The organism is Nonomuraea sp. NPDC054003, assembly GCF_055585125.1.
In genome coordinates, this window is sequence record NZ_JBVJKR010000012.1 from 280,452 (window position 1) to 306,329 (window position 25,878).

At 70.7% G+C, this 25,878-nt stretch carries 20 protein-coding genes; 12 read left to right on the forward strand and 8 right to left on the reverse strand.

The annotated features are described in order from the left end of the window. Window positions 1-296 precede the first annotated feature (296 nt). From ACZ6YG_RS30270 to ACZ6YG_RS30285, 4 genes are all read left to right on the forward strand, one after another. Complete coding sequence (locus ACZ6YG_RS30270) at window positions 297-1,640, forward strand: MFS transporter (protein WP_466019874.1); 1,344 nt, start codon at window positions 297-299, stop codon at window positions 1,638-1,640. An 89-nt stretch (window positions 1,641-1,729) separates the two neighbouring features. Further along, window positions 1,730-2,053, forward strand: coding sequence for a hypothetical protein (locus ACZ6YG_RS30275; protein ID WP_466019918.1), 324 nt, complete (start codon window positions 1,730-1,732; stop codon window positions 2,051-2,053). Further along, entirely contained in the window at window positions 1,972-2,841 is an 870-nt protein-coding gene (locus tag ACZ6YG_RS30280; RefSeq protein ID WP_466019916.1) for a C1 family peptidase, read from the forward strand. The genes ACZ6YG_RS30275 and ACZ6YG_RS30280 overlap by 82 nt, the downstream gene beginning before the upstream one ends. Window positions 2,842-2,849: 8 nt before the next feature. Then, window positions 2,850-3,287 carry a hypothetical protein gene (locus tag ACZ6YG_RS30285; RefSeq protein ID WP_466019875.1) on the forward strand — a complete coding sequence of 146 codons (438 nt, stop codon included), beginning with the start codon at window positions 2,850-2,852 and terminating at the stop codon, window positions 3,285-3,287. A 155-nt stretch (window positions 3,288-3,442) separates the two neighbouring features. On the opposite strand, the gene ACZ6YG_RS30290 is transcribed toward ACZ6YG_RS30285, so the two are convergent. Beyond that, a complete protein-coding gene (locus ACZ6YG_RS30290; RefSeq protein ID WP_466019876.1) occupies window positions 3,443-6,814 on the reverse strand; it encodes a hypothetical protein in 3,372 nt (1,123 codons plus the stop codon). A gap of 5 nt (window positions 6,815-6,819) precedes the next feature. Further along, window positions 6,820-7,269, reverse strand: a complete 450-nt coding sequence (locus tag ACZ6YG_RS30295; RefSeq protein ID WP_466019877.1) for a hypothetical protein — start codon at window positions 7,267-7,269, stop codon at window positions 6,820-6,822. A 243-nt stretch (window positions 7,270-7,512) separates the two neighbouring features. Here ACZ6YG_RS30295 and ACZ6YG_RS30300 point away from each other — a divergent pair, with 243 nt between their 5' ends. Beyond that, complete coding sequence (locus ACZ6YG_RS30300; protein WP_466019878.1) at window positions 7,513-8,199, forward strand: carbohydrate-binding protein; 687 nt, start codon at window positions 7,513-7,515, stop codon at window positions 8,197-8,199. Window positions 8,200-8,319: 120 nt separating this feature from the next. Here the strand turns inward: ACZ6YG_RS30300 and ACZ6YG_RS30305 are convergent, their stop codons facing one another. Next, window positions 8,320-10,173: an extracellular catalytic domain type 1 short-chain-length polyhydroxyalkanoate depolymerase gene (locus ACZ6YG_RS30305; protein WP_466019879.1), complete on the reverse strand. Its 1,854-nt coding sequence runs from the start codon at window positions 10,171-10,173 to the stop codon at window positions 8,320-8,322. 247 nt (window positions 10,174-10,420) lie between these two features. Between ACZ6YG_RS30305 and ACZ6YG_RS30310 the strand changes: the two genes are divergently transcribed. Continuing rightward, window positions 10,421-10,879 (forward strand): MarR family winged helix-turn-helix transcriptional regulator, encoded by a 459-nt coding sequence (locus ACZ6YG_RS30310; RefSeq protein ID WP_261808707.1) that lies wholly within the window; start codon window positions 10,421-10,423, stop codon window positions 10,877-10,879. 285 nt (window positions 10,880-11,164) lie between these two features. Here ACZ6YG_RS30310 and ACZ6YG_RS30315 read toward each other — a convergent pair whose 3' ends face one another. Genes ACZ6YG_RS30315 through ACZ6YG_RS30325 form a run of 3 tightly spaced genes read right to left on the reverse strand, consistent with a single transcriptional unit; the run spans window position 11,165 to window position 14,169 of the window. Then, window positions 11,165-12,064 (reverse strand): NAD(P)-dependent oxidoreductase, encoded by a 900-nt coding sequence (locus ACZ6YG_RS30315; RefSeq protein ID WP_466019880.1) that lies wholly within the window; start codon window positions 12,062-12,064, stop codon window positions 11,165-11,167. Then, window positions 12,061-13,539 carry an MFS transporter gene (locus ACZ6YG_RS30320; protein ID WP_466019881.1) on the reverse strand — a complete coding sequence of 493 codons (1,479 nt, stop codon included), beginning with the start codon at window positions 13,537-13,539 and terminating at the stop codon, window positions 12,061-12,063. Before ACZ6YG_RS30320 ends, ACZ6YG_RS30315 begins: the two co-directional genes overlap by 4 nt. Window positions 13,540-13,575: 36 nt before the next feature. Beyond that, window positions 13,576-14,169 carry an NADPH-dependent FMN reductase gene (locus tag ACZ6YG_RS30325; RefSeq protein WP_466019882.1) on the reverse strand — a complete coding sequence of 198 codons (594 nt, stop codon included), beginning with the start codon at window positions 14,167-14,169 and terminating at the stop codon, window positions 13,576-13,578. 141 nt (window positions 14,170-14,310) lie between these two features. On the opposite strand from ACZ6YG_RS30325, the gene ACZ6YG_RS30330 reads away from it, so the two are divergent. The 3 genes from ACZ6YG_RS30330 to ACZ6YG_RS30340 all read left to right on the forward strand — a co-directional run bounded on the left by ACZ6YG_RS30330 (window position 14,311) and on the right by ACZ6YG_RS30340 (window position 19,185). After that, window positions 14,311-17,499: an AfsR/SARP family transcriptional regulator gene (locus ACZ6YG_RS30330; protein WP_466019883.1), complete on the forward strand. Its 3,189-nt coding sequence runs from the start codon at window positions 14,311-14,313 to the stop codon at window positions 17,497-17,499. A gap of 70 nt (window positions 17,500-17,569) precedes the next feature. Continuing rightward, the gene (locus ACZ6YG_RS30335) at window positions 17,570-18,268 is read left to right on the forward strand and encodes a TetR/AcrR family transcriptional regulator (RefSeq protein WP_466019884.1); all 699 of its coding nucleotides are present in this window, start codon (window positions 17,570-17,572) and stop codon (window positions 18,266-18,268) included. Then, complete coding sequence (locus ACZ6YG_RS30340) at window positions 18,265-19,185, forward strand: alpha/beta hydrolase (RefSeq protein ID WP_466019885.1); 921 nt, start codon at window positions 18,265-18,267, stop codon at window positions 19,183-19,185. Before ACZ6YG_RS30335 ends, ACZ6YG_RS30340 begins: the two co-directional genes overlap by 4 nt. A 186-nt stretch (window positions 19,186-19,371) precedes the next feature. On the opposite strand, the gene ACZ6YG_RS30345 is transcribed toward ACZ6YG_RS30340, so the two are convergent. Then, the gene (locus ACZ6YG_RS30345) at window positions 19,372-19,881 is read right to left on the reverse strand and encodes a DUF1062 domain-containing protein (protein WP_261808704.1); all 510 of its coding nucleotides are present in this window, start codon (window positions 19,879-19,881) and stop codon (window positions 19,372-19,374) included. Window positions 19,882-20,737: 856 nt separating this feature from the next. Further along, on the reverse strand, window positions 20,738-21,919 hold the full coding sequence (locus ACZ6YG_RS30350; RefSeq protein WP_219550459.1) for an SGNH/GDSL hydrolase family protein: 1,182 nt from the start codon (window positions 21,917-21,919) through the stop codon (window positions 20,738-20,740). A 308-nt stretch (window positions 21,920-22,227) separates the two neighbouring features. Here ACZ6YG_RS30350 and ACZ6YG_RS30355 point away from each other — a divergent pair, with 308 nt between their 5' ends. From ACZ6YG_RS30355 to ACZ6YG_RS30365, 3 genes are all read left to right on the forward strand, one after another. Continuing rightward, window positions 22,228-23,013: a GntR family transcriptional regulator gene (locus ACZ6YG_RS30355; RefSeq protein WP_148032979.1), complete on the forward strand. Its 786-nt coding sequence runs from the start codon at window positions 22,228-22,230 to the stop codon at window positions 23,011-23,013. Window positions 23,014-23,130: 117 nt separating this feature from the next. Beyond that, window positions 23,131-24,165 carry an ABC transporter substrate-binding protein gene (locus tag ACZ6YG_RS30360; protein ID WP_466019886.1) on the forward strand — a complete coding sequence of 345 codons (1,035 nt, stop codon included), beginning with the start codon at window positions 23,131-23,133 and terminating at the stop codon, window positions 24,163-24,165. Then, the gene (locus ACZ6YG_RS30365; RefSeq protein WP_466019887.1) at window positions 24,165-25,868 is read left to right on the forward strand and encodes an ABC transporter permease; all 1,704 of its coding nucleotides are present in this window, start codon (window positions 24,165-24,167) and stop codon (window positions 25,866-25,868) included. The genes ACZ6YG_RS30360 and ACZ6YG_RS30365 overlap by 1 nt, the downstream gene beginning before the upstream one ends. The last annotated feature ends 10 nt before the right edge of the window (window positions 25,869-25,878 follow it).

The following is a 25,878-nucleotide window of genomic DNA, read 5'->3' on the forward strand; positions in this document are numbered from 1 at the left end:
GACGGGACACAGGGTGCGGTGCCGGGGCGGCTGCCAGGTCCGGCAGAGTGATCAATCTGCCGTCGGCTCCGCTAGCATCGGTGACATGTCTGGCGCTTCGTGCGCGGCCGTCTGTGCCGCGGTGACAAGGACGCTCCGCTAAGCGGCGGGGCGTTCTTCTCACCATCCGCTGAACGTCCTGTCGCTTCGTGGTCCAACCGGAGCGGCACGTTCGTGCTGCCCGGAACCTCCTCTGGGCAACGGAGCACTCGATGCTTTCAGGCATTCTCCTTTCGCTCCGGGACGGATCGTCCCCGGTGCGTGCGTGGCTGGTGCTGTGCGGCATGGCCACGCTGCAGTTCTTCATCGCGCTTGACATGACCGTGGTCAATGTCGCGCTGCCCTCGATCGGCGCCGACTTCGGCGTCGACGATCACGCGCTGACCTGGGTCGTGGTCGGCTACACCATCACCGGCGGCGGGCTGCTGATGCTCGGCGGCCGGCTGGGCGACGTGCTCGGCAGGCGCCGCATCCTCCTGCTCGGCACGACGCTCTTCGGCGCCGCGTCCGTGCTGGCCGGGCTCGCGCCGTCCTTCGCCCTGCTGGTGACAGCCCGGCTGCTGCAGGGCGCCGGTGAAGCGGTCGCGCTTCCGGCATCCATGGCGGTGATCGTGCTCATGTTCCCCGAGGGACCGCGCAGGTCGCGGGCGCTGAGCGTGTGGGCGGCCGTGGCGAGCTGCGGCCTCGTCGTCGGGTTCGTGGCCTCCGGGATCATCACCGAGCTGCTCGGCTGGCGGTGGATCTTCCTGGTGTCCGTACCCTTCATCCTGGTCGTGCTCGCCACGGTCGTCCTCCTCGTGCCGGGCGGACGGGCTGCCGAGCGCGCTCCGCTGGACCTCCCCGGTGCGCTCCTGCTGGTCGCGGCTCCGCTGCTGTTCACCCTCGGGGTCGTCGAGGCAGGAGGGGCGGACGGCACGCTGCCGTGGCTGCCGCCGGTGGCGCTGGCCGGCGCGGTGGTGGCCGGGGCGCTGTTCGTCAGGGTCGAGCGCCGCGCACGGCGACCGCTCGTGCCGCCGCGGTTCTTCCGCAACCGGCCGCGCGTCCTCGCCAACCTCGCCACCGCCCTGCTGAGCGCGGCGCTGTCCACCTCGTTCCTGCTGTTCACCTACTACCTGCAGGATCGGCTGGGCGCCGGCCCGCTCCAGGCCGGCCTGACGATGCTGCCCTTGGCGGTGTCCCTGATCGCGGCCTCGCTGCTGATTCCCCGGCTGTTCGGACGGTGGGGCGCCCGCGTCTGCGTCCTGGCCGGGATCGGCTGCACCATGCTGGCGATGGCCGCCATCGCGCTGGTCTCCCGTCTCGGGGCCACCGGTCCGGCGATGATTCCGGCCATGATGCTCGTCGCCGCCGGGATAGGGTTCGGGATCGTCGGACTGCAGTACGTGGCGGTGACCGGCGTTACCGAAGACGACGCCGGCATCGCCTCCGGCGTCCAGCGAGCCGCCGACCAACTGGGCGGTGCTACCGGGGTCACCGTGTACGTCGGCATCGGGTTCGCTCCCGCCTTGGACGGCATCGACCCGTTCCTCACCAGTAGCCTTCTGGCCCTCGCCGGGCTCGCCGCGGCCGCGTTCGTCGCCTGGCGGATCTCTCTCAGGTGAGCCCTGACTGGGGAAGCCCCTAGGCCATCCCCCGGGGCGCCAGGGGACCGGCACGGCGACGCTTGGAGCCACGCGACCTAGGAGGGGACATGCCAGTGAACAGTCCGCTCGACCTGGGCCGGCTCCAGACGGAGCTGGAACAGGCCGAGCAGCCATGGAGCATGGCGTACACGTCCATGACGGGGCTCACCGAAGAGAGCAGGGTCCTGCGCCTCGGGGTTCCGCCGACCCCGGGCGTGAGCGTCGCCGAGCTCGACGACGACCTCGACGAGCGGACCGCGGCGGCCCACGCGGCCGGCGCGGAGTCGGTGGGGCCCCCGCCGCCTTCGACCTGCGCGACCACGGCGGTGCCGACTACACCACACCGGTCAAGGACCAGGGGGACTGCGGGTCGTGCGTCGCCTTCGCGGTGATCTCGACGATGGAGCACGTCGCCCGCTTCACCAACCGGACGCCGGGCCTCACAGTGGACCTCTCCGAGGCCCACCTGTTCTACTGCCACGGCGGCCAGGATGGAGCGAGCTGCGTGGCGGGCTGGTGGCCGGCGCAGGCCCTGCCCTACTGCCGCGACGCGGGGGTCACGTTCGACGACTACTTCCCCTACGTGGCCGGGGACCAGGACTGCTCCCGGCTGAACGCCGACTGGCCCAACCGCATGGCGAAGGTCGCGCGGTTCCAGGACATCAGCGGCGACGCCGCGGCCATGAAGGAGCACATCGCCGCGTACGGCGCCGTCTCCGCGTGCCTGGACGTCTACCAGGACTTCTTCAGCTACGGCGGCGGCGTCTATCGGCACGTCACCGGCGCGTACGCCGGCGGTCACTGCGTCAGCCTGGTCGGGTACGACGATGCCGCCGGATGCTGGATCGCCAAGAACAGCTGGGGTCGTCACTGGGGCGACCAGGGCTTCTTCAAGATCGCCTACGGTCAGTGCCGTATCGAGACCTACCAGACCTGCTCCGTCTCCGGGGTGACACTGCGCGGCTGGCTGCCCGACCAGCGGATCCTGGGCCTGTGGAGCAACGAGGCCGACGGCAACGTGTGGGCCTACGGCAGTGTCCGCGGCTGGCTCAAGCTCGACGGCGCCGACGCGACCACCGGCGAGGCGATGCTGCTCGAACTGGCGGCCTCCAAGGCGCTCGGCACGCCCGTCGGCCTGTACGAGGACGGCGGAACCGTCCACCAGATCTACGCGTGGTAGGGGGAGAGATGACGACGAAGGAGTACGACGAGATCACCGTTTCCCGGCCGGTGCTGATCCCGCCGTCCGTGCGGCCGGTCGCCGCCGATGGCCAAGGCACCGCCAAGCCGGCCGGTGACGAGATGGTCGCCCGGTTCGCGCAGCTACCGGACGGCGAGATGCGGCCGACGCTGACCGTCTCCCCGGAAGCGGCCGAGGAGACCGTCGCGGAGAATGGCGGAGCCGGTGGGTGGATCTCCGGCGCCACCGTCACCGCCACCTGGTCGATCGCCCAGACCCGCAACGCCTGGATCCTGGTGCAGGGCGTCTGGAAGAAGATCTACAACGGCGGCGACGGGGCGTTCACGGCGCTGCTGACGCTGGCCACGCAGGCCAGGCAGACCGGGTCCCCGATCACCTATCGGGAGGAGCCGGACGGCCTGGTCCACGAGATCTACCTGTGGTGACGGCGTTTCCGGAAACGGCGCGGACTTTCGGCAGGCACGGTGCCGCACCGGCTCGGGTGGGAATCCTTGGAGGGTGCGGCACCGCCCACGTGCGCCCCGGGGAACTGCCCCACCTCGAACGCCTCCGACGCGCCTGAATCCCATCGACGCGTGTCTCAGGTCCGGGTACGTGCGCGTATTCCGGCCGCCTGGCTGACCGTGGTGCGTGCCTCTTCTCCGCGGCCCAGGCGGTCGAGGATCTCGGCGAGCGTGTCCAGCATGATCACGAGGTTGGGTTCGTGCGTGGCGGGTTCGTCGCGGGCGAGCCGCTCCAGGATCCCGGTGGCCCGTCGCGCAGGTTCCAGAGCCTCGGCCGGGCTGGACCACTGCAGGTTGGACGCCAGGAGGTGCAGGGTCGCGGCGAGGGTGAGCCGGTCCGCGCCGGGGTCGTCCCGGGCGAGGAGGTCGTAGAGGTGGGCGGCCTCTCCCGCCGCGGCGGCCGCCTCTTCGTGGCGTCCGACACGTCCCAGCCTGTGTGCGTGGCGTTTCAGCGCGAGCGCGAGATGACCTCGGTGCTCGGCGGAACCGCCGCGGGCCAGCCGGCGGCGGATCTGGACGGCCTCGTCGCCGGCGGCCAGGGACTCCCACGGTTCGTCCTTGATCCACAGTGCTTCGGCCAGCGTCTTGAGCGTGACGGCCAGGCCTTGGTCGCGCTCCTGGGCGTCGCCGTGGGAACGCCGCCGGTAGGCCGCCGCTATCTGGTTCAGCATGGCGACGTTCTCGTCCCGCGACTCGCGCTCGTAGGCGCCGGCGGGCTGCTCGTCCGGCGACCGGCCCACGCTGCCCGTGGTCATCGCCGTCAGCCCTCCGTGAATGGCATACTCCAGCTCGGTGGCGGTGCCCTCCCGCAGGAGTTCCCGGGCGATCGCGCCGATCACGTCCAGGGTCTCGTCCCATCGCCCCAGCATCGCGAGGACGGTGCCGTGGGCGGCCAGCATGCCGAGCAGATCGGTCGCGTCGTCCCAGTGCCCGAGGAAGTCGATGGCGTCGCGCTGCCCGGCCAGGACGAGGTCCCATCGTTCCAGCCGGCGCAGCAGGAGGTCGAGCGAGAGGAAGGTGTGATAGAGCGCCACCCCGTCGGCGGTGGGGTTGGCCCGCGCCTCGTGGCGGAGCACCCGCGCGGCCGTTTCCAGGCCGGTCTCCACGTCGTCCTCGGTCCCTTGCACCCACACCAGGCCGAGCGCCCCGGCGAACGTGTCCTGCCAGGCGTCGCGGCCGTCCGAATCCTTCCGCCGGTCGAGGCGGCGACGGATCCGTACGGCCTCGTCGAGCACGGCGACGGCCGGTTCGGCGCGGCCCAGCCGCAGCAGCACCGCGGTCTGGAAGGCCAGCATTCCGTAGAGGCTGTCCTCGTGGGCGGGCTCGGCGGGGTTGTCGCGGGCGAGCCGGCGCAGGATCTCCATGGCCTCGTGGGCGAGCGCCGCGGCCTGCTCCGGTTCCGAGGCCACCAGGTTGCCCGCGAGGGCCATCAGCGCCGCCGCGACGTCGTCCGAGTAGTCCTTGCCCAGGTTCTCCTGGTCGCGTGCCAGCCGGCGGACCAGGTCGACGCCCTCGCGCGCGAGGGCCAGCGACTCCTCCGGCGCTCCCAGGTACGGCCCGCAGAGCGCGGCCACACAGATCACGGCGGCCAGGCGTTCCTGGTGTTCGGCGGGATCGTCGCGGGCGAGCCGGCGGAAGATCTCGACGGCCTCGCGGAACGCCGCCAGCGCCTCGTCCGGGCGGGCCATGCCGGGCCGCAGCGCGTCACCGCCGGCGGAGAAGTAGGCCACCGCCGCCAGGTCGTCCGGCTGAGGTATGGCGCCCCCGAGTGCCAGGTCCATGGCGAGGTAGAACGCCGCCGCGGCGAGTTTGGGCTCGAACGTCCGGGGATCGGCGGCGGCCAGCGGCCGGTACAGCCGGGTGGCCTCGGTCAGCGCGTCGGCCGCCTTCTCCTCCTGGTGGGCCTGGTAGAGCCACCGGCCCAGGACGTCGTACAGCTCCGCGCGGGCGGCGGGATCGGTGAGCGTCGGCAGCCGGTGCCCGGCGAGGCGCTCGGTGAGGTCGGCCGCCGCGACGGCGAGGTCACCGGCCGCGTCGTCCGGGTCCTCGGGGAGGAGACGCTCCAGCGTTTCCAGCGTGGGGATCAGATGGGGCCAGCGTTCGCAGGCCGCGGTGAGGAACGTGATCGTCCGCGCGGCGTACGGCGGCAGCGTCCCGTCGCCGGACGGTGAGGCGAGCAGCGTCTCGGGGGCGGTGGCCGCCCACGCCTCCGGCTGGTGCTCGGGCAGGTCGTGGCCGGGCAGGCACAGGGCCAGGAAGTCCTCGGCGAGCCGGTCGGGGTAGAGGGGTTCCAGCACCGTACGGGGATCGGCGGGCGGGTAGCAGAAGGTGTGGTCGGTGAGGACCCGGTCGGTGTCACCGCCGACGCCGACGGCGTCCAGCGCCGCCATGGCGTCCCGGAAGCCCAGGGGACCGGTGAGCACGGCGGTGAACACGGCCCGTCGCATCCGGATCGGGTCGGTGCCGAACGTGGTGCGCGCGCCCGTCAGGGGGTCGGCGGTGCCGTGCAGCGTGTGCCAGTGATGGCTCTCGCGCCCCAGCAGGTAGGCGGTCAGCGCCAGCATGCTCTCACCGGGCGCGGGCCGGGGCGTGTCACGGACATGGCGGTCGACGGCGACCAGCGCGGCCATGTGCACCGCCAGGGTGAGGCCGAACTCCTCACGTTCCAGCCAGTCCGGCACGCCGATCACCGATGCCCGCGTCAGCCCGTAGCAGCGGGCGAAGCAGTCGCGGGCGGCCCTGAACATGTCGCGGCGGGCGTCCCTCGTGCTCGGCAGGGGGCCCAAGGACCGGGCGGCGCAGGCCCCGGGCGGCCAGCCGGCCTGGGTGAGGGCATGGCGCAGGGCGGGCCAGATGTGCTCGTTGCGGGCGAGGAGCAGCACTCGTACCGGTACGTCCTGGTCGAGGATCTTGTTGCTGAACAGCCACGTCAGGTGGGCCAGGGGCCAGCGGTCGGCGTAGTCGACCAGCATGAGGATCTCGCGGGCGGTCCCGAGGCGCAGGTCGTGGCTGGTCTGGTCCTCGGCGTTGACCACCTGGGCCGGCGCGTGCTCGGCGACGATCACCTTCCAGCCGTCGCCGGCCGCCGCCGCGGCGAGGTGGGCGGCGAGGCGGGTCTTGCCCTGGCCGCCGGGGGCGTGCAGCCAGCGGACCGCGTGGCTGTCACCGCTGTCGCGCCACGTGGTCAGCTCCTCGACTTCGCCGTCGCGGCCGGTGAAGTCCACCACGGCGTGGCGGGCGTTGAGGAGCTGGCTCGGCTGGGCCGGGAGCCCGAGAGCGTCCACCGCGACTCTCAGCTGCGCCCGTCCGCTCGTCTCCTTGAGCAGGTACAGAGGTCTGCCGTCGCCGAAGACGTGCAGATCCGCGCCGATCACCCCGTAGGCGAAGCCGCTCTCGACCCGTACCTCCTGGTGAACGGTACGCCCCAGCTGGCCGAACATGCCGTCCATGCCGGTCACATGGGGCTGTCGGCGCCGCGGTCCGGCTTCGCGGGGGAGGCGTAGTAGTTGATGTCGCCGTCCATCACGGAGAACTGCCGGGAGTTGTCGCGGGCGATGTTGTACTGGTGCTGCACCCGCTGCGCGTCGGGCAGAGTCTCACGTACGCGCGCGACGAGCTCTCGCAGCTCGGCCTCGACCTCGGGGTGCTCCTCCAGCAACTGGGCCAGCGCCATCTCCCAGACCGGCACCAGCGTCTGCCGCGCCTGGCCGGGATCACCGGCCCGCTCCACGAGGACGACGTTGCCGTCGAGCTGGGCTTCGACGGCGGCCTGACGCTCGGGCCCCTGGCGGCTGAACAGCCGGGCCACACCGCTGCGGGTCGCCTGCCAGGCATCGGTGGCCATGGCTCCCACCAGAGCCGCCCCACCGCTGGCGGCCAACGCCACCAGGGATTCGGTCAGCATCGGCTCCTCCCTTCCTCGCGCATATCCGTTGCACGCCAATCCACCGAAAGTCAGATCAATACTGACGGCGCACGGCCGGACACGCCTCACGAACGACGAAGATTCCGAGATCGTCATAATTCCCCTACCGGCCTTCGTCTGAGGCGATCAAGGTGCCACCCTGGAGCCATGTCGAATGCGGCGAGAGGGCAGAAGCGAGCGCCGGGTACGTGGGTATGGCGGGCGGTGCGGAACACCGCGATCGTGGTGCTGGTGGTCTCGCTTCTGGTCTGGTTCCTCGTCGACCCGCTCCGTCTGCCAGGGGATGTGCTGGAGGGGCTGAATCGACGGGCCAGCGTGATCGGGATGTTCACGGGCGCGGCCGGGCTGGTCGTCTCGATGCTGGGGTTGCGCGCGCAACTGCGAAGCCGGCCCGCCGACGACGACGCGTCCATCTCGGGGACACCGGAGCCCGCCCACGCCCGTGGCCCGCGACCTCGTACGATCCTGCTGATCGCGGCCGTGCCGGCCGTCGTGGTGACCACCCTGATCGTCCTGGCCGTCGTATCAGAGAGGCCGGTCCGTTACGAGGCCGAGGACGGCACTTACCACAATGCCAGGCGCCTTTACAATATCGACGGCGCGTCGAACAACGCTTCTATGGGCTATTTGAACCACCCGGACAGCTGGGTCGAAATCAAGGTGTACGCGCCCAGGGCCGACACCTATACGGTGAACGTGCGGTACAGCGCCGCCGATGGCAACGCGCGTCAGTATCTGACGGTGAATGGCTCGTACAAGGTCGTCCTGCATTATCCGGGTAGTGACACCTGGACGTCCTGGTCGGACGCGCCGGTCAAGCTGAAGCTGGACCACGAATGGAACACGCTGCGATTCCAGCACGACGACGGACCGTTCGCGGCCGAACTGGACTACGTCGAGATCTCCTGATGTGGCCGGTTCGGCGCGTTCCGAGAGGTCGTGCGGTGCTTCCGCCGCCGCCGGCGCGGATCCCTTGATCACGGCCCGGTCCCACCTGACGGGGCCGTGATCAGGGAAGCGCGCTGACGGTCAGGCGCAGGTGTAACCGGACGGCAGGGCGGTGTCGCCGTTGGGCCTGCTCGCTTGGAAGCCGAAGCTGGTGGTGCCGGCTCCCGGCGCGAGCGTGCCGTTGTGGCTGACACTTCTGACCGTGACGGTCTGGCCGCTGGTGGTGACGGTGCCGTTCCACGAGCCGGTCAGGGTGTGCCCGGCCGGCAGGGTGAAGGTGACCGTCCAGCCGGTGATCGTCGAGGTGCTGGTGTTGGTGATGGTCAGCGGCTGGATCACATACCCGTTCCCCCACTGGGACTGCACGGTCGGGGTGGCCGAACAGGCACCCGTCGTGCCTCCCTGCGTGGTGATCTGGACGGTGTTGGAGACCGGTGAGACGTTGCCGGCGGCATCGCGCGCCCGGACCTGGTAGCGGTAGGTGGTGCCCGCGGTCAGGCCCGTGTCGGTGAACGAGGTCGTGGCCGAGGTGCCGGCCTGGGCGAACGTGCCGCCCGCCGCGCCGGGAGCGCGCAGGATCTCATAGCCGGTCACACCGGTGTCGTCGGTGGAGGCCGTCCAGGTCAGGCTGGTGCCGGTCGTGGTGGTGCCCGAGGCGGTGAGCCCGGCCGGGGCGGTCGGCGGCGTGGTGTCGCCTCCGGTGGCGGCCGTGGTGAAGGTGACCGTCGCGGAGTTGCCCGACAGGTTGCCCGCGCCGTCGCGCGCCCGTACGTACACCTGGTACTGGGTGCTGGCGCTCAGCCCGGTCAGGGTGATCGACGTGGTGGTGGATTGGCCGAGCTGCGGGTCGGTGGCGCCCTGCTCCCGGTAGACGTTGTAGCCGGCCAGGCCGGAGCCGCCCTGGTCGGTGGACGCGGTCCAGGTCAGCGTGGCGCTGGTGGCGGTCACGTTGGACGCGACCGGGGTGCCTGGCGTGGTCGGCGGCGTGGTGTCGGTCTGGCTGGTGGTCAAGCCGAAGAACTCGACGGCGTAGCGGGCCATGCCGCTCTGCGGTAGAGCGTGCCCGGCGCCCTGGATGCTGTACGCCTCCACCTGCACGGTGCCGGACGGATCGGCGTACCGGCTGCGGTTCCAGTTTGCCTGAGGGGTGTCGGTGCTGGTCGGGGTCTGGCTCAGCCCGAACACGTTGGTCCACTGCTCGATCGACTCCCGCAGCAGCGAGTAGGGCACGAGGGTGTCGCTGGTGCCGTGCCACAGCTGCATGCGCGGGCGGGGGCCGGAATATCCCGGGTAGGCCTGGCGGACCGCGTCGCCCCACTGCTGGGGGGTTCGGTCCATGCTCCCGCCGGTGCACCTGCTGCTTCCCGGCGGGTAGTCGGCGGCGCCGGCGAAGCAGTTGAAGGGCACGCCCATGAAGGAGGCCCCTGCCTTGAACACGTCCGGGTAGACGGCGAGCATGTGCTGGGTCATCATGCCGCCGGACGAGCTTCCCGTGGCGTAGACCCGGTTCGGGTCTCCCTGGTGGGTCCGCTCGACATAGTCGATCATCGAGAGGATCGAGACCGGGTCGCTGCCGCCGCCGCGCCGCTTGGCCGCGTCCGACCAGGTGTCGAAGCAGTTGCCGAACCCCGCCGACTGGGTGGCGGTCGGGTAGATGACGACGAAGCCGTATCGATCCGCCAGCGAGGCGAACTCACTGCCCTGATAGAAGCCGGGACCGGACCCGCCGCAGCCGTGCATCGCCACCACGATCGCCGGCGAGGCCGGGCGCGAGTCCGGCACATAGACGTGCATCCGCATGTTGCCCGGGTTGCTGCCGAAACTGGTCACCTCCACCAGGGTGGCGGCGACGGCCGGCGATCCGAGTACCACGGTCATGACGGCAAAGAGCGCCGCGGCGCAGGCACCAGCCAGCACCGTGGTCAAGCGTCTCATTCGCGCTCCTCCTCTCCATGTCCGCGGCGCGCCGCGGATCGGTCCGCCGCGTAATGACGTCGGTTCGCTGGAAAATAGAAGGGCCACGATCCACCGTCAATGCACGCCCGCTGGGCGTCCCCGCCGGTTCACCTGGCGCAGAGCCGTTTCCCATGGTTATCAAGTAACTTGCTATCAAGGACCTTGATAACGGGGTGAGAAACTTACATCGGGGCCCGTACTGACAAGGGCGCGATATCGTCTCCTGGTGACCGATCCGGGTGTCCCCGCGGACGCGCCGCCGCCCCGTGTGAGCTACCTCGTGTTCCGGCTGGAACGCCGCATCCGCGCCTGCCTGGACGATGCGCTCGCCCGGCACGGCATGACGACCACCGGATACATGGCGCTCAGCGAGCTGCGCCTGCGCGACGCCCCGTCCTCGGCCGACCTGGCCCGCATCGCCTTCGTCACCCCGCAGGCGATGAACCTGGTCATCCGCGATCTCGAACAACGCGGCCTGATCCGCCGCGACCCGCATCCCGACGGCGGCCGCGCTCTGCGCACCCGCCTCACCCCGAAGGGCCTGAGCACCCTCCGGCGATGCGACCGCTCCCTCGACAGCATCGAAGCCGTCATGCTCGCCGAGATCGACGACCCGGACCGCACGACACTCGCGGAAACGCTCACCCTGTGCGCCCGAGCCCTCCACTCGGACACGCGGCCGTGACCTCAGTCCTTGGCTCGCAGAAGCCTTCACCTGGGAAGACGGCTCAGAGCTGAAGCCGGATCGGGTCAGTGAGCATTTCACGCTGATCATTGCGGCGGGTGCCCGAGACTGCCGGTTCTCTCCACGGTCCCCCACAAGGGGAGGGATCGGAAACCAGGGATCCCAGAGATCAGGTGTCCACCAAACCGGGTCCAGCATCGGCTTGGGCGTAGCTCTGGCGTGGCGGGTCTGTGGATCGCCACACTTGCCGGGTTCGAGCTACGCCCACGTGTGAGGGTACGCGGTCTAGGCTCGGCTGGGCCGGCCCAGCAGCTCGAACAGGCTGGAGAAGCCTTGGTCGCCGTGGCCGCCGGCGATCCTGCGGTCCATCAGTTCCTTGACCTCCTTCATCCGGACGGCTTCCACGCCGAGGGATTCGCGGTGGTCGATCAGGTCGTCCATCAGCGCCGCCTGGACGTTGAGCGGACCGAGATCCGGTGCGTACTCGCCGCTCTTGACGGCCTTGCCCATCGAGGTCAGCAACGACGGGTACATGGCCACAGAACCGGCGACGCGCTCGGTGAACTCCACCACGTCGACCCCTTCCGCCTGGACCAGGCGGAGCACGTGCAGATAGCCGATGAGCAGTTCGTAGCCCACCGCGACCTGGGCCATGAACTCCACGGCTGCCAGGCCGGCGTCCTCACCGTGGTAGGCGATGCCGCCCAGTTCCCGCAGCGTCGGCTCGTGAGCGTCGAAGGTGGCGTGGGAACCGCTGAAGAGGAACATGACGTCGGGGGTTCCCACGTAGGGCGGATCCCCCATGATCTTGCCGTCGATGTACTCGGCGCCGTGTTCACGCGCCCAGCGCTCGTTCGCCCGGGCCTGGCCTGCGGAGCCACTGGTCACGTTCACCAGCACCTTGCCCGCGACCGCCGGCCCCACGGACGCCAGCACCTCCTCGACCGCCGTGTTGTCGAGCAGGCAGACGATGACGAGCGGGCTCGCAGCCACCGCCTCGGCGGCCGTGGCGGCGGCCGTGGCGCCGCTCTCCACCAACGGGGTGCTCCTGCTCGCGGTCCGGTTCCAGACCGTCGTGCGATGGCTGCGGTCGACGAAGGTCCTGGCGATCGCCGACCCCATCTCACCGAGCCCCAGTACGGTGACCTGGCTGGTCGCGGCGGTCGGGTTCCTGGTCGTCGTCATGATGACGCCTTTCGTGTCGAAGCGTGGGGTGCGTTCGGTGGTTCGGCCAAGGTCGGTGATGGGGCGGCCGGGGTGGTGCGGCGGGTGAGGGTCAGGGCGGCGAGGATGCCTGCGAGGGTGAGCGCGGCCGCGAGGTAGACCGCGTCGCGCAGGCCGGCGGAGGTGGCGGCGCGCAGCGCCTCGCCGGTCAGCCCGGTGAGCCCGGAGGCGGAGACGCTGACCAGGATGGCCAGGCCCACGCCGGTGCCGACCTGGAGGGCGGTGTTGGCCATGCCCCCTGCGGCGCCCTGGTCGTTGTCGGCCACGCCGGTGCCCGAGACGCCGAACATGGTCGGGTAGATCGTTCCCATGCCCATGCCGTACACGATCAGGCCGGCGAGGATCGTCCAGTACGAGCCGTCGGCTCGCATGCCCGCGGCCATCAGCGCGCCGCCGGCGGAGCCGAGCAGCAGGGCGATGATCAAGGTGGCGCGGGCGCCGATGCGGTTGATCAGTCGTTCCGCGACGAAGTTGGCGATGCCGATCACCACGGAGAGGCCCAGGAAGACCAGCCCTGCCTGCAGTGCCGAGTAGCCGAGCACGTCCTGGACGTACAGGGTGAGGAAGTAGACCAGGTTCTGCATGGTGATGCCGAAGGTGAGGATCACCAGCAGGCCGGCGCGGACGTTGGGGTTGGCGAACAGCCGCAGCGGCATCAGCGGGTGCCTGGTGCGGGCCTCGATGACGACGAACGTGGTCAGCAGCGCCACGGCGAGGACGGCGGAGGCGAGGACGGAGGTCGTGTTCCAGCCGATCTCCGGGCCCTGGGCGATGGCGAAGACGAGCAGGGTCAGGCCGGCCGTTCCGGTCAGGGCGCCCGGGATGTCGAAGCCGCGTCCCCGTTGGCGCGGGCCGTCCACGTCGAGCAGGGCGAACGCGCCCACGGTGCCCGCCACGACCAGCGGCACGTTCACCAGGAACACCGCCTCCCAGCCGAACGCGTGGGTCAGCACACCGCCGAGCAGGGCGCCCAGGCTCAGCCCGCCCGCGCCTGCCATGGCCCACACGGCCAGGGCGCGTACGCGCTCGCGGCCTTCGGTGAACCTGGTGGTGACCAGCGAGAGTGTGGCCGGGAACAGGAAGGCGCCGCCGATTCCCTGGAGCGCCCGCGCCGCGATCAGTGTCGCGGGTGAGGTCGCCAGGCCACCCAGGAGCGAGGCACCGCCGAACAGGAGCATGCCCAGGACGAACATGCGGCGGCGGCCGAGCAGGTCGGACGAGCGGCCGCCCAGCAGCAGGAAGCCGCCGAAGAAGATGGCGTAGGCGCTGACCACCCATTGGATGGCATGACCGGACAGCCCGACCTCGCGGGCGATGTCGGGCAGCGCCACGTACACGATGGTGAAGTCGAGCGACGTGATCAGGCTGGAGAAGGCCAGCAGAGCGAGGATCCAGCGCGACCTGGCGCTGGTGGTCATTCCTTGTGGCGATGGCATCGCGATCTCCTCAGAAGGTTCGGGGCAAGGCTTCTGTCACGCCACGTAGGGGCGTTCCGCACGGGCGTCACGAAGGGTGCGGGCCCACCAGGTCAGCTGGTCGATCAGGCTCTCCGCCGCCGCGCGGCAGCCGACCTCGTCGATCGGGCGGCCATGGTCGTCGAACTTGTCCCGGCAGGAGTGGAAGCTCACCGTGTTGCGGACGGTGACGGCGTGGAGCTCGGCGAAGACCTGCCTGAGGTGCTCGACGGCGCGCAGACCTCCGGAGGCTCCGCCGTAGGAGACGAAGCCGACCGGTTTGGCCTGCCATTCGTCGACGTACCAGTCGATGGCCGTCTTGAGCGAGGCGGGGAAGCTGCGGTTGTACTCCGGCGTGACGATCACGAACGCGTCGGCCCGGTCCAGCCGTGCTCCGAGCTTCCGTACCGGTTCTGGCGCCTCGGAAGGCCCCGTGTCGTCAGCGGCGAGTACGGCGGGCAGGGCGACATCGGCGAGGTCGATGATGTCGAGACGGAGGCCGGGGTGCCGGCGGGCCTCCCCGGCGAACCATTCGGCCACCGTGGGACCGAACCGGCGGTCCCGGATGCTGCCGGTGATGATGGCGACGTTCAGCGGTGCGGTCGCGGTCATCGCTCTCTCCCTTCGAAACTTCCTGTGCGGCTGGTGGGACGAGCATGGCGACCGGCGCTTTTCCGGCTCTTACCGCGCGCTTCTCGCCGGTGGCGGGCCGCGGTAAGCGGGGCCGGGGAAAGCGCCAGATAGTGTGACGACATGCGATTCGGGGTGCTCGGGCCGCTGGGGGTATGGACGGCGGACGGCGCCCCGGTGGTGGTGCGCGGGGCGAAGGTCCGCGCGCTGCTGGCCGTGCTCCTCGGGCATGAGGGGCGGCCGGTGCCGGTGGACCGGCTGATCGACGACCTGTGGGGTGACGCGCCGCCGCGCAATCCGTCCGGGGCACTCCAGGTCAAGGTCTCGCAGCTGCGCCGCGCCCTGGACGAGGCCGAGCCGGGCGCCAGGAACCTGGTGTCCTTCGAGGAGACCGTGGGGTACCGGCTTCGGATCGATGCGGAGGCCGTCGACGCGATGCGGTTCACCGGGCTGCTGGCGCGGGCGCGCGAGGCGCCCAGCCCGCGGTCACGGGCGGGCCTGCTGACCGAGGCGCTGGAGCTGTGGCGCGGGCCGGCCTACGCCGACTTCGCCGACGAGGAGTTCGCGCGGCTGCCGATGGCGCTCCTGGAAGAGCAGCGGCTCACCGCCCTGGAGGAACGGGCGGAGGCGCGCCTGGAGATCGGTGAGCTGGGCGCCCTGGCGGGCGAACTGGGCGACCTGGTCGAACGCCATCCGCTGCGCGAACGCCTCCGCGCCGCGTACATGCGCGCCCTGTACGGCACCGGCCGGCAGAGCGACGCCCTCGAGACCTACGCCGACCTGCTGACGCGGCTGCGTGAGGAGCTGGGCCTGGACCCAGGGCCGGAGATCGCCGGACTCCACCGCCGGATCCTCGAGCAGGACCCTGCCCTGGCCACCGCGCCAGAGGCGGCGCCGCGGACGAACCTGCCCGCGCAGATCAGCGAGCTGGTCGGGCGTGAGGAGGCGCTGGCCCAGGTCCAGGCGCTGCTGAAGTCGGCGAGGCTGGTCACGCTCACCGGCCCGGGCGGTGTCGGCAAGACGCGGATGGCTTTGGAGACCGCCGCGGGCGTCGCCGCGGATCACCCTGACGGCGTGTGGCTCGTCGAGCTGGCCGGCCTCGACAGGACGGCCGGGGCGCCCGGGACCGACCGGCTCGTGGAGAAGGTCATCGCCGTGCTCGACATCCGCGACGACACCGCCCCTGGCATGCCGCGTTCCGGCGCTCCCTCGGATCCGGCGGAACGGCTCGCCGACGCGCTGCGTACCCGCCGGACGCTGCTCGTCCTGGACAACTGCGAGCACGTGATCGACGAGGTCGCCGCGTTGAGCGAGCGGCTGCTGCGGGCCGCGCCGGAGGTGCGGATCCTCGCCACCAGTCAGGAGCCCCTGGGGCTCGCCGGGGAGTCTGTCTGGCCGGTCCCGCCGCTGGAGGCGCCCCTCTCCCCGGCCGAGACCGGGGTGGCGACCCTCCGCAGGTTCAGCGCCGTCCGGTTGTTCGAGGCGCGCGCGGCGGCCGCCGTTCCCGGGTTCGTGATCGACCACACCAACGCCCGGGTGGTCGCGGCGATCTGCCGCCGGCTGGACGGCGTCCCGCTGGCCCTGGAGCTGGCGGCCACCCGCCTGCGCGCACTGGACGTCCACGACCTGGCCGAACGGCTCGACGACCGGTTCCGGCTGCTCTCCTCCGGACACCGCGGCGCCCCGGCGCGGCAGCGGACCCTGCGCGCGATGATCGACTGGAGCTGGGAGCTGCTGTCCGAGCCGGAACGCCTTGTCCTGCGGCGCCTCGCCGTACACACGGAGGGCTGCGCGCTGGAGGCGGCCGAGGAGATCTGCGCGGACGGCGGCGACGTGGCGCCGGAGGACGTCCTCGACCTGCTGGCCCGCCTCGTCGACCGTTCGATGGTGGTCAGGGCCGGTGGAGCGGGCAGCAGCCGCTACCGGCTGCTGGAATCGGTCGCGGCCTACGCGCTGGACCGTCTGGAGGAGGCCGGTGAGACCGAACGGATCCGCCTCCGGCACCTGATCTTCCACACCGAGCTGGCCGAGCGCGCGGAGCCGCGGCTGCATGGCCCTGACCAGCGGCGCTGGCTTCGGCGCCTGGACGCGGAACACGGCAACCTGCGCGCGGCGCTGGAGGAGGCCGTCCGGCGGCAGGACGCCGGCCTCGCCCTGCGCCTGGTCAACGCGCTGGCCTGGTACTGGTTCCTGCGCGGGAGGATCGGCGAGGGCCGGCGCGCGTTCACGATGGCGCTGGCCATCCGGGCGGAGGCCCCCGCCGCGACGAGAGCACGGGCCGAGGCCTGGCAGACCGGGCTGGATCTGCTGGGCGAGCGTACGACGGACTTCCGTACGCCCGCGGAGACCATCGCCGACCCCGGCGAACGCGCCAGAGCGGAGTGGTTTCTCAGCGACGTGCTGCTCGGAGCCGGCGACCTGGCACTCAGCCAGGACCTGGTCAACCGGGCGCTCCCCCTGCTCCAGCGGCTCGGCGACCGCTGGGGCACCGCCGCGGCCCTGGCCACCGTGGCCAACCACGCACTCGTCCGCAGCGACCTCGGCACGCTCGAACGAGCCGGGAACGAGAGCCTGGCGATATTCGAAGAGCTGGGGGACCGGTGGGGGCAGGTACGGGCCATCGACCTGCTCGGCAGGCTCGCGGAGATCAAGGGCGACCATCGCAGGTCCGCCGATCTCGGCCGCACCGGACTCCGGCTGGCCGAGGAACTCGGGCTGTGGCTGCAGGTCTCGCTGCTCCAGTCCGGGCTCGGCCGGATCGCCCTGCTGGCCGGCGACCACGCCGAGTCCGACCGGCGCCACGAGCGAGCCAGGACCCTCGCCGCCGAGCACGGTTACCGCACAGGCGAGACCTTCGCCCGCACCGGCCTGGCCCTCACCGCCCGCCGAGCGGGCCGCCTCGACGACGCCGAGGCCCACATGCGCGACGTCCTCGCCTGGGAACGCGAGGTGCGGTACGCGCCGGGCATCGCGCTCGGGCTGGCCGAGCTCGGCTTCACCGCCGAGCAGAGAGGAGACGCCGCCGCGGCGGAGGAACTCCACCGGGAGGCCCTCGCCGTCGCACAGGACACCGGCGACCCCAGGGCGATCGCGCTCGCCCTCGAAGGCTTGGCCGGCACGGCGGCCCTGACGGGCGCCCATGCGGAAGCGGCACGACTCCTCGGCGAAGCCGCCGCCCTGCGCCGGTCCGCGGGCGCACCCCTGCCACCCGAGGAGCACGGGGACGTCGACCGCATCACGGCCATGGCGCGATCCGCACTCGGCGACGACGCCTTCGCCACGGCCTTCGCCGAAGGCCACGCCACGGCCTGACAAGCCTGTCCGTGCCTTCGGTATCAGCGAACGCGCAGTCATCCGCCGTACATGTATTACGATACGGTACGTGACGTATCGAGATAATGGTGAGGGGGCGGCGCGCGGCCGTCCCCGTGACGCGGCTCTGGATCAGCGGATCACCGCTGTCGTCCTGGAGGTGCTGGGGGAGTCCGGTTACCAGGGGGTGTCCTTCGAGGAGGTCGCCCGGCGGTGCCAGACATCCAAGGCGAGCCTGTACCGACGGTGGGGGTCCAAGCGGGAGATGGTGATCGCCGCGGTCAAGGCAGGGCCCGCGGAGCGCGAGGCCGGTGAGCCGATCGACACGGGCACCCTGCGCGGGGACGTGCTGAGCCTGTGCCGGCGGCTGGACCAGACCATGCGCGCCGCGGACAGTCAGACCGCGATGCTGCTTCTGCAGGCGGGTCTGGAGGACCCGGGCCTGTGCGAGGCCATCGAGAACGCCGTCGGCCCAACGGGAGCCCGGTTGCCTCGACGGGTCATCGACACCGCGATCGCACGCGGCGAGCTGCCCGACGGCGCGGACCCTTTCGCCTTCGAGGAGGTGGTCGGTGCCGCCCTCCTGCTGCGACGGGTCAACGGCCTCGCGGTCGACGAGGAGTACCTGTCCGCACTCGTCGACACCGTCGTCATCCCAGCCCTGAAGGCATCGTCGGGGCGTGCCCCCCTGCCCGCCGGGATCTTCTCCGGCCATCCACGCCCCATCGCCCATGAGACCGCCGCGCCTGACGCGAAGGAGAACGCATGACCACCCGACTGACGATCAGCGGCTTCGACTACCGGACCATCCCCGGCGCCGACGGCGTCGACCTCAACGTCGCCGTCGGCGGGAGCGGGCCGGCCGTGGTCCTCCTGCACGGGTTCCCGCAGACCCACTACATGTGGCGCCACGTCGCGGCGAGGCTCGCCGACGACCACAGGGTCATCGTCCCTGACCTGCGCGGATACGGCGACAGCGACAAGCCGGACGGGAGTGACCCCGCCACGTACTCCAAGCGCACGATGGCTCAGGACATCGTGACGGTCGCGTCCGCCCTCGGCGTGGACCACTTCGGGCTCGTCGGGCACGACCGCGGTGCGCTGGTCGCCGTCCGCGCAGGCTTGGACCACCCCGCCGTGGTGGACTACCTGGGAATCCTCGACGTCCTGCCCACCCTCGACACCTGGGCCGTTCTCCAGGGAGTCGACGCCAAGGTCGCCTGGCACCTGTACCTGATGGCTCAGCCTGTCGGGCTTCCCGAGAAGATGATCCGCGCGGTCGCTCCGGAGTTCTTCGGCTCCTTCCTGGACGCCTGGGACCCCAGCGGCACGACTTTCACCCATGAGGAGCGCGCCCACTACATCGACAGCTCGGTCGCCGCGGTCGACTCCATCGTGGCCGACTACCGGGCCACCGCGAGCATCGATCTCGAAATGGATCGAGCCGACCGTGAGCGTGGTGCGCAGCTCGCGATGCCGGTCGGCGTCATCTCTCAGGACTGGGGCTCCCGGCTCGGCTTCGACGCCGCATCGCTGTGGCGGGCCTGGGCGCCGGACCTGACCTACCAGCCGACCGCATCCGGTCACTTCATGGCCGAAGAGAACCCCGTCGAGATCGCCACCTTCATCACCACCCTTGCGACGCGCCCGAACGCGCGGAACCACCGAGTCGTTCCCGGCAAGTGATCGTCGCTGTCGGTGATGGCCGTGTCCTCGGTCGCGGTTGGCGGGAAGGCGTCGGGATCGTGAGGGCTTCGAGGACCTGTCTTCGGCTGCGAGGCGACGGTTCTTGAGCAGGCCCGGAACGACGCTTCGCAACTGCAGCTCCGGCTCGTCCCCGCGCGGTGGGCGGGGACGAGCCGGAAGGTCCGGTCACGCGCCGCGGCTGCCTTCCCGGTAGTCCCAGGCCATCACCGTGAAGGTGAATCCGGCAGTCGTTGGACGGCGCAGCGGAAGGTCGCACTTGACCCTGCGCAGCACCTCGTTCCTGCTGAGGCCGAGCCCCTGCGCGATGAGGTTGTCCGGGCGCACTGGCACCGGGTCCTCGAACACGACCTGCGCTTGGAACGGCCACGGCCCGTCGAGCCACGCCGACGGGGTGTCCAGCCGCCAGGCCCCTGTCCAATCCAGGGTGAAGCGGTTGCGGCGGGCCAGCAGCGGATCCAGCAGCCTGGCCGCCACCAGCTTCGGGTCGTTGGCGTAGTAGCCCTCGAGCTCGACCGGATCGAAGGACCTGACCGGCATTCGCTCGTGCACGGTGAGCTTGCTCGTCCGGTCGCAGGACACGCAGCGGACCAGCAGCCACACGTCCAGCAGTTTGCGGTTGGCGTTGACACGGAACCTGCCCTCGCCGGTGGTGGCCGACTCCGACCGGCAGTCCACACACCGCAAGGACAGCAGAGGCAGCCTGACCCGACGAACGATCCAGGGCAGCACAGTATGAGGTTGTGAAGACATGATCTCTCTAGACCTGACACAAGGCCGATTGCGCGCGGCCTCGAACGCCGTATGACCGGGCGCGCACGGGCAGCCCGGCAGAGCCGACGGGAGGGTCGGCTTGAAGGTGAGCGAAGAAAAGTGTCAGGTTAAAGAGCAGGCGGGGTCACGCGGTGCGTCCTCTGTCCTCACGACGACGGGCCGTAAGAAACGTACGGAAACGCGAAGGCAAGATCAAACGGTTTTCCGGTGGTGCTCGCTGGCAGTGTCGCAGGTAGAAGGCTTCGAAACCCTGCGTCCGAGCTAACGGGTCCGCCGGTCCCTCCTGGTCGAGCCGCAAGAGCTGGGTTCCCTTCGTCCAACGGTGCTTACACCTTGTACTTGACCGAACCCCGCGATGCGTTACGAGACGGTGCCGCATGCGGGTCGGTTCCCCTGTTCGCGGCTCGTCCGCACCATCGCCCTCGATCGGGGCACTCTCATCGCCGCAGCGGGTATTGCCCTCGGCGTTCCCGCCTGCGACCAGGAGGGCCAAGGCGTGGGTGGCGACCCAGTCCTCGGCCGCGGGATCGGCTGGCCGGTGCAGGCACCACGCACTGGCCCAGAGCTTTTCGACGACGTGAATGCTGGACGAGGAGTACACGTCGGCGGAGAACCTCTACACCTGGTACTGGTCCAGGCCGTCCGAGCGATGCATCAGGCCGGTGGGCCCGCCGCCTGTGATGATCACGTCCATCATGTGCTCCAGTCCGGGCCGTGCCCCGGGACGTGCCGCGAGCCCCGGGGCAGTGCGGAGCGGCGGTCAGTGGCCTCGTCTCTTCAGGATCGGGCGCAGGACCTTCTCGTACGCGTCGGCGTACGTCGCCATGCCGAGGTCGCTCGGGTGCGAGCCGTCCACCAGCTCCTCAGGTCCGGGGAGCTTGTCGGCCGAGAGGTAGGAGAGACCTCTGACGCCGGAGCGGCGCAGGTTCGTGTAGGCCGTGCGCAGGGCGGCCGCGTTCTGGGCGTTGCGGGTGCGGCGGAACTCGACGAACTGGCCGTCCCCGTACCGGCGGTCCTCGACGAGCACGATGGGCGTGTCAGGGCGGGCCGCGCGCAGGATGCGGACGAAGGGTTCGGCGCGTTCCGCGATCTGCTGCGGGTTCATGTTGGGGGAGCTGTCGACCACGTAGACGGACGCGTCGAGCTCGGTGAGCAGCTCGGCGATCTCGGGCTCCATCCGCGCGTTGCCGGAGAAGCCCAGGTTGACGGTGGGGACGTCGAAGCGGCGGCCCAGAAGCGCGGTGATGGACATGCCGGGCCTGGACGCCACGCCGCCCTGCATGATCGAGCTGCCGTAGAAGACGGCGGGCGGGGTGGTGCGCGGTGCGGCCCCGAGGAACTTGGCGCCGGCCTGGACGCCGATCTCCAGCCGCTGCGGGCTGTTGTACAGCGGCAAGTAGGCGGTGTAGAGGCGCTCTCCTGGGTCGACCGCGATGCCCATCTGCTGGTCGACGTTCTGCGCCGCCGGGTGCGTGTTGGCGAGCCAGGCGTCTTGTCCTGCGGGGGTGCGCGCGTACAGGTCCACGCCGCTGTGGCCGATGGCCGGCATGTGGTACATCGCGACGGTGGCCAGGCTGAGCCGGTAGCGGGCCCGGAAGATGGTCGAGTCGGTGACGAACCGGGTCAGAAGCCCCGAGGAGTTGCGGCTGCGCACCCAGACCTCGGGGGTCACGACGCCTTCGGCCTTGGCCGGGAGCCGGTCGTAGTAGGCCGCCGTGTCGGACCAGCCCTTGCCCTCGACGCCCCAGTGCGAGACGTCGTACCAGGCGATGTCGCCCTCGACGCTGGGCGTCACCTCGACGAACTCGGTGGGCCACGCGGCGGGCGGCTGCGGGGCGGCGGCGTGCGCCGGCGTCGCTAACAGGCCGGGGACCGCGAGGGCGGCGCCGCCGGCGCCCGCGAGCCCGAAGAGATGACGTCGATTGACCATGTGGTTGCCCATCGGTGCTCCCTTGTCGGAACGATGCTGTTCAGGGTTGAGGCCGGTCGGGGGAAGGCGCGGGTCGGGGCAGGGTGGTCATGCGTCGGCCCTGATGCGACGATGATCGGACCCGGCCTGACGGTCGCGGCCAGCCGTGGGGCGGAGGAGTGGCGGTGGCGTCGTCGCGCCCCGCCCTGGTTCACCGGAAGGTCATGATTCTTCGGTGACTGTAAGAGTTGGTATACAAGTCGTCAATACCAATCCATGGCTATGGCGTAAAATGCGGGAGAAGTGCGGGTGTCGCCTTGAAGGGGTTGGAGGGGGTGGACGTGAGCGACGCGGACGCTCGTCGCGGGCGCAAGCACAACATGGTCCGCGAGCGGATCATGAGCCTGCTCGAAGACCTCAACGTGGGAGATCCGATCCCGCCCGAGCGAGTGCTTGAAGAGGACTGCGGCGTCTCCCGGCTCACGGTGCGGCGCGCCGTCGACGACCTGGTCAGGGACGGTCATCTCATCCGCAAGCAGGGCAGCGGCACCTACGTCGCGCGGCCCACGATCACCCAGTCGCCGACGGCGTCGTCGTTCTCGATGGGGCTGCGCCGGCGCGGCATCACGCCCTCCACCCGCGTCGTCGGCGTGGAGCGCTCCGACGCCGGCGTCCGCATGAGCTGGCGGCTGCAGATCGCGCCGTCCGACGTGATCGTGACGATTCGCCGGCTGCGGCTGGCCGACGGCGACCCGATCGCGCTCGCCACCACGACGCTCCCCGACGCGCTGGTGCCCGGCCTGCCCGCCGAGGAGCTGGAGGAGAAGTCCCTCTACCAGTTGCTCTCCGACCGCTACGGCCTGAAGGTGGCGGCGGGCACGCAGACCATCGAGCCGACGGTGCTCAGCCAGGAGGAGTCGGCCGTGCTGGACGCGCCGCCGTACTCTCCCGCGTTCCTCTTCAGGACCGCGACCCGCACGTCCGACGGCGTTCCGATCGAGTTCACCCAGACGTTGTTCCGCGGCGACCGCTACATGATCACATCGGAGCTGGACCTCACGTCGACCCTGGAGGAGGACCTCGGACACCCTCGCGGAGTGACCCACAAGGCGACGTCTTTGGGATGACGACTCGTCAATTGGTCTACAAGAGATATTGACATCTCGCGTCACTGATAACACCATTTTGTGCATCGTGACCTTGCGTCCCTTCCTGCGGGCGCATCGATCCGAAGGCGGTCACTCATGCACAAGTCCCTGTTACGAGTCGCCGCAGGCGCGCTCTCTCTCACACTCCTCATGCTCGGGTCGGCCTGCGGATCCGACGGCGGCGACGACGCCGCATCCGCGTCCGGCGGCACGGTGACCTGGTACACGCCGATGCCCGAGGAACCCGCCCGGCGGCTGGCCGAGGCGTTCACGGCCGAGTCGGGCATCGAGGTCGAGGTGCTGCGGCAGAGCGCCGGCGAGCTCCTGGCGCGGCTGAAGGCCGAGGCCGGCCGCCCCGCGGCCGACGTGATCGGCCTGGCCAGCGGGGACGCCGGACCGCTCGCCGAGGAGAAGCTGATCCGGTCGTTCAAGCCCACGGTCGAGGGCATCGACAAGCGGTTCGTCGACCCCGAGGGCTACTGGCACGCCAACGAGCTCATCCTGATGACCGTCGGCGTCAACGCCGACCGGTGGAAGGAGGAGACCGGCGGCGCCCCGCTCCCGACGACGTGGGACGAGCTGCTGCGCCCCGACCTGAAGGGCCAGCTCGTCATGCCGAACCCGACGCTGTCCGGCACCGGGTACACGTTCGTGGCGACGCAGATCTTCCGCAACGGCGACGAGGCGGGTGCGTGGAAGTTCCTCGACGAGTTCCACAAGCTGATCGGCCAGTACACCGACAGCGGGGGAGCGCCGTCGCAGCTGGTCGCCACCGGCGAGTACGCCGCCGGCGTCTCCTTCGCTCATGACCTGCTCAACGTGCGCGGGGCCGGGTTCCCCATCGAGCTCGTCTACCCCAAGCCGACCGGCGTCGTCATCTCCGGCAACGCGCTCGTCCAGGGGTCGCCGAACCCTCAGGGCGGCGAGAAGTTCGTCCAGTGGCTCCAGGGTGAGAAGGCGTCCCAGATGATCGTCGACCTCGTCCACTCCTACCCCGTGCGCAGCGACGTGGACCTGCCCGACGGCGCGCAGGGTCTCGCCGAGCTCGACCTGGTGGACTACGACCCGGTGCGCGCGGGCGAGATGCGCGACGCGGTGTCCAAGGAGTTCGCCAAGCGGTACGGGGTCTGATGCCCGTGCCCTCGACGACCCAGCAGACCGTCGTACCGGAAGAGCGGACCGAGCGGGCCCCCGGGTCCCGGCCGGACTGGCAGCGGCGCAGCCGCAGACGCCTGCTGGCCGATCGGATCACGGTGGGCACGCTCGTCGCCTACGTCGCCGGCCTGCTCCTCCTGCTCGTCCTCGTGCCGACGGTCGCCATGCTGTTCGAGCCCGACGGCGAGGCCTGGAGCAGGCTCGCCGAGCCGCGTGTGGCGACGGCCGCGAAGAACACCGTCGTCATCGGCGTGGCCTCGACGCTGAGCGCCACCGTGGTCGGCTTCCTGTTCGCCTACGCCCTCAGCCGGCCCGACATCAGGGGCCGGGCCGTGCTGCGGGTGATGGCCCTGCTCCCGCTGATCTCGCCGCCGTTCGTCGTCGGCCTGGCGGTGCTGCTGCTGTTCGGGCGGCGCGGTCTGGTCACGCACGAGCTGCTCGGCCTGGACATCAGCCTCCTCGGCCTCGGCGGGCTCTGGCTCGTCCAGACGCTCGCCTTCTTCCCCATGGCCACGCTGACCCTGCTGCCGACGCTGAAGAACATCGGCTCCACCCTGGAGTGGGCCAGCCGGGACCTCGGCTGGACGTGGTTCCAGACCTTCCGCCGGGTCACGCTGCCGCTGGCGTTCCCCACGATCCTGAACGCGCTGCTGCTCGTCGGCATGTTCGTCATCACCGACTTCGGCAACCCCGTCCTCATCGGTGCCGGGTACCAGGTGCTCTCGGTCGAGGCGTACGTGCAGGCGGTGGGCCGGCAGGACTTCGGGATGGCGGCGGTGCTGTGCGTGCTGCTGTTCGTACCGACGCTGATCCTCTTCCTGATCCAGCGCCGCGTCCTCGCGCGGCGCTCCGCGGTCACCGTGTCGGGCAAGACCGGGAGCCTGCCGCCCGCGCCGCTGCCCGCGGCGGTGCGGCGCGGGCTCCTCACCGTCCTCGGCCTGGTCAGCGTCCTGATGATCCTCATCTACGGGAGCATCCTGGTCGGCTCGTTCACCCGGGCGTGGGGCGCGGACTGGAGCCTCACGCTGGACCACTGGCAGACGGCACTCCTGCGCGGTGACGACATCCGCAACTCCGCGCTGTTCTCCGCCACGGCGGCGATCATCACGACGATCAGCACGCTGGTCGCCGCGTACGTCGTGCACCGCACGCGGGTCTTCGGCCGGGGCGTGCTGGACGGGCTCGCGGTGCTGCCGTCGGCGATCCCCGGGACGATGATCGGCATCTCGTGGCTGCTCACGTTCAACGAGCCGCCGATCGCCCTGACCGGCACCGCGCTCATCCTGGTGCTGGTCATGGTCGTGCGGGCCATCCCGGTCGGCTACCGCACCGCGGTGACCACCATCAACCAGATCAGCCCGTCGATCGACGAGGCAGCCGCCGACCTCGGCGCCTCGCGCGCCCGGGTCATCGTCCAGATCATGTTCCCCCTGCTGGGCGGCGCGTTCACCACGTCGCTCGTGTTCGGGTTCCTCCACGCGATCAACACGCTGAGTGCCGTGATCTTCCTGACCTCGCCGGGCATCGGCCTGGGCGCGCCCACCATCGTCAACCTCGCCGAGTTCGGTCAGTGGGGCGCCGCGACCGGCGTCGCGGCCGGTCTGATGGTGGTCAGCTTCGCCGGGCTCGCCGTCGCGAAGCTCGCCCTCGGCTCCCGGCTGCGGCTCTACGACCTGTGACACCTGCTGA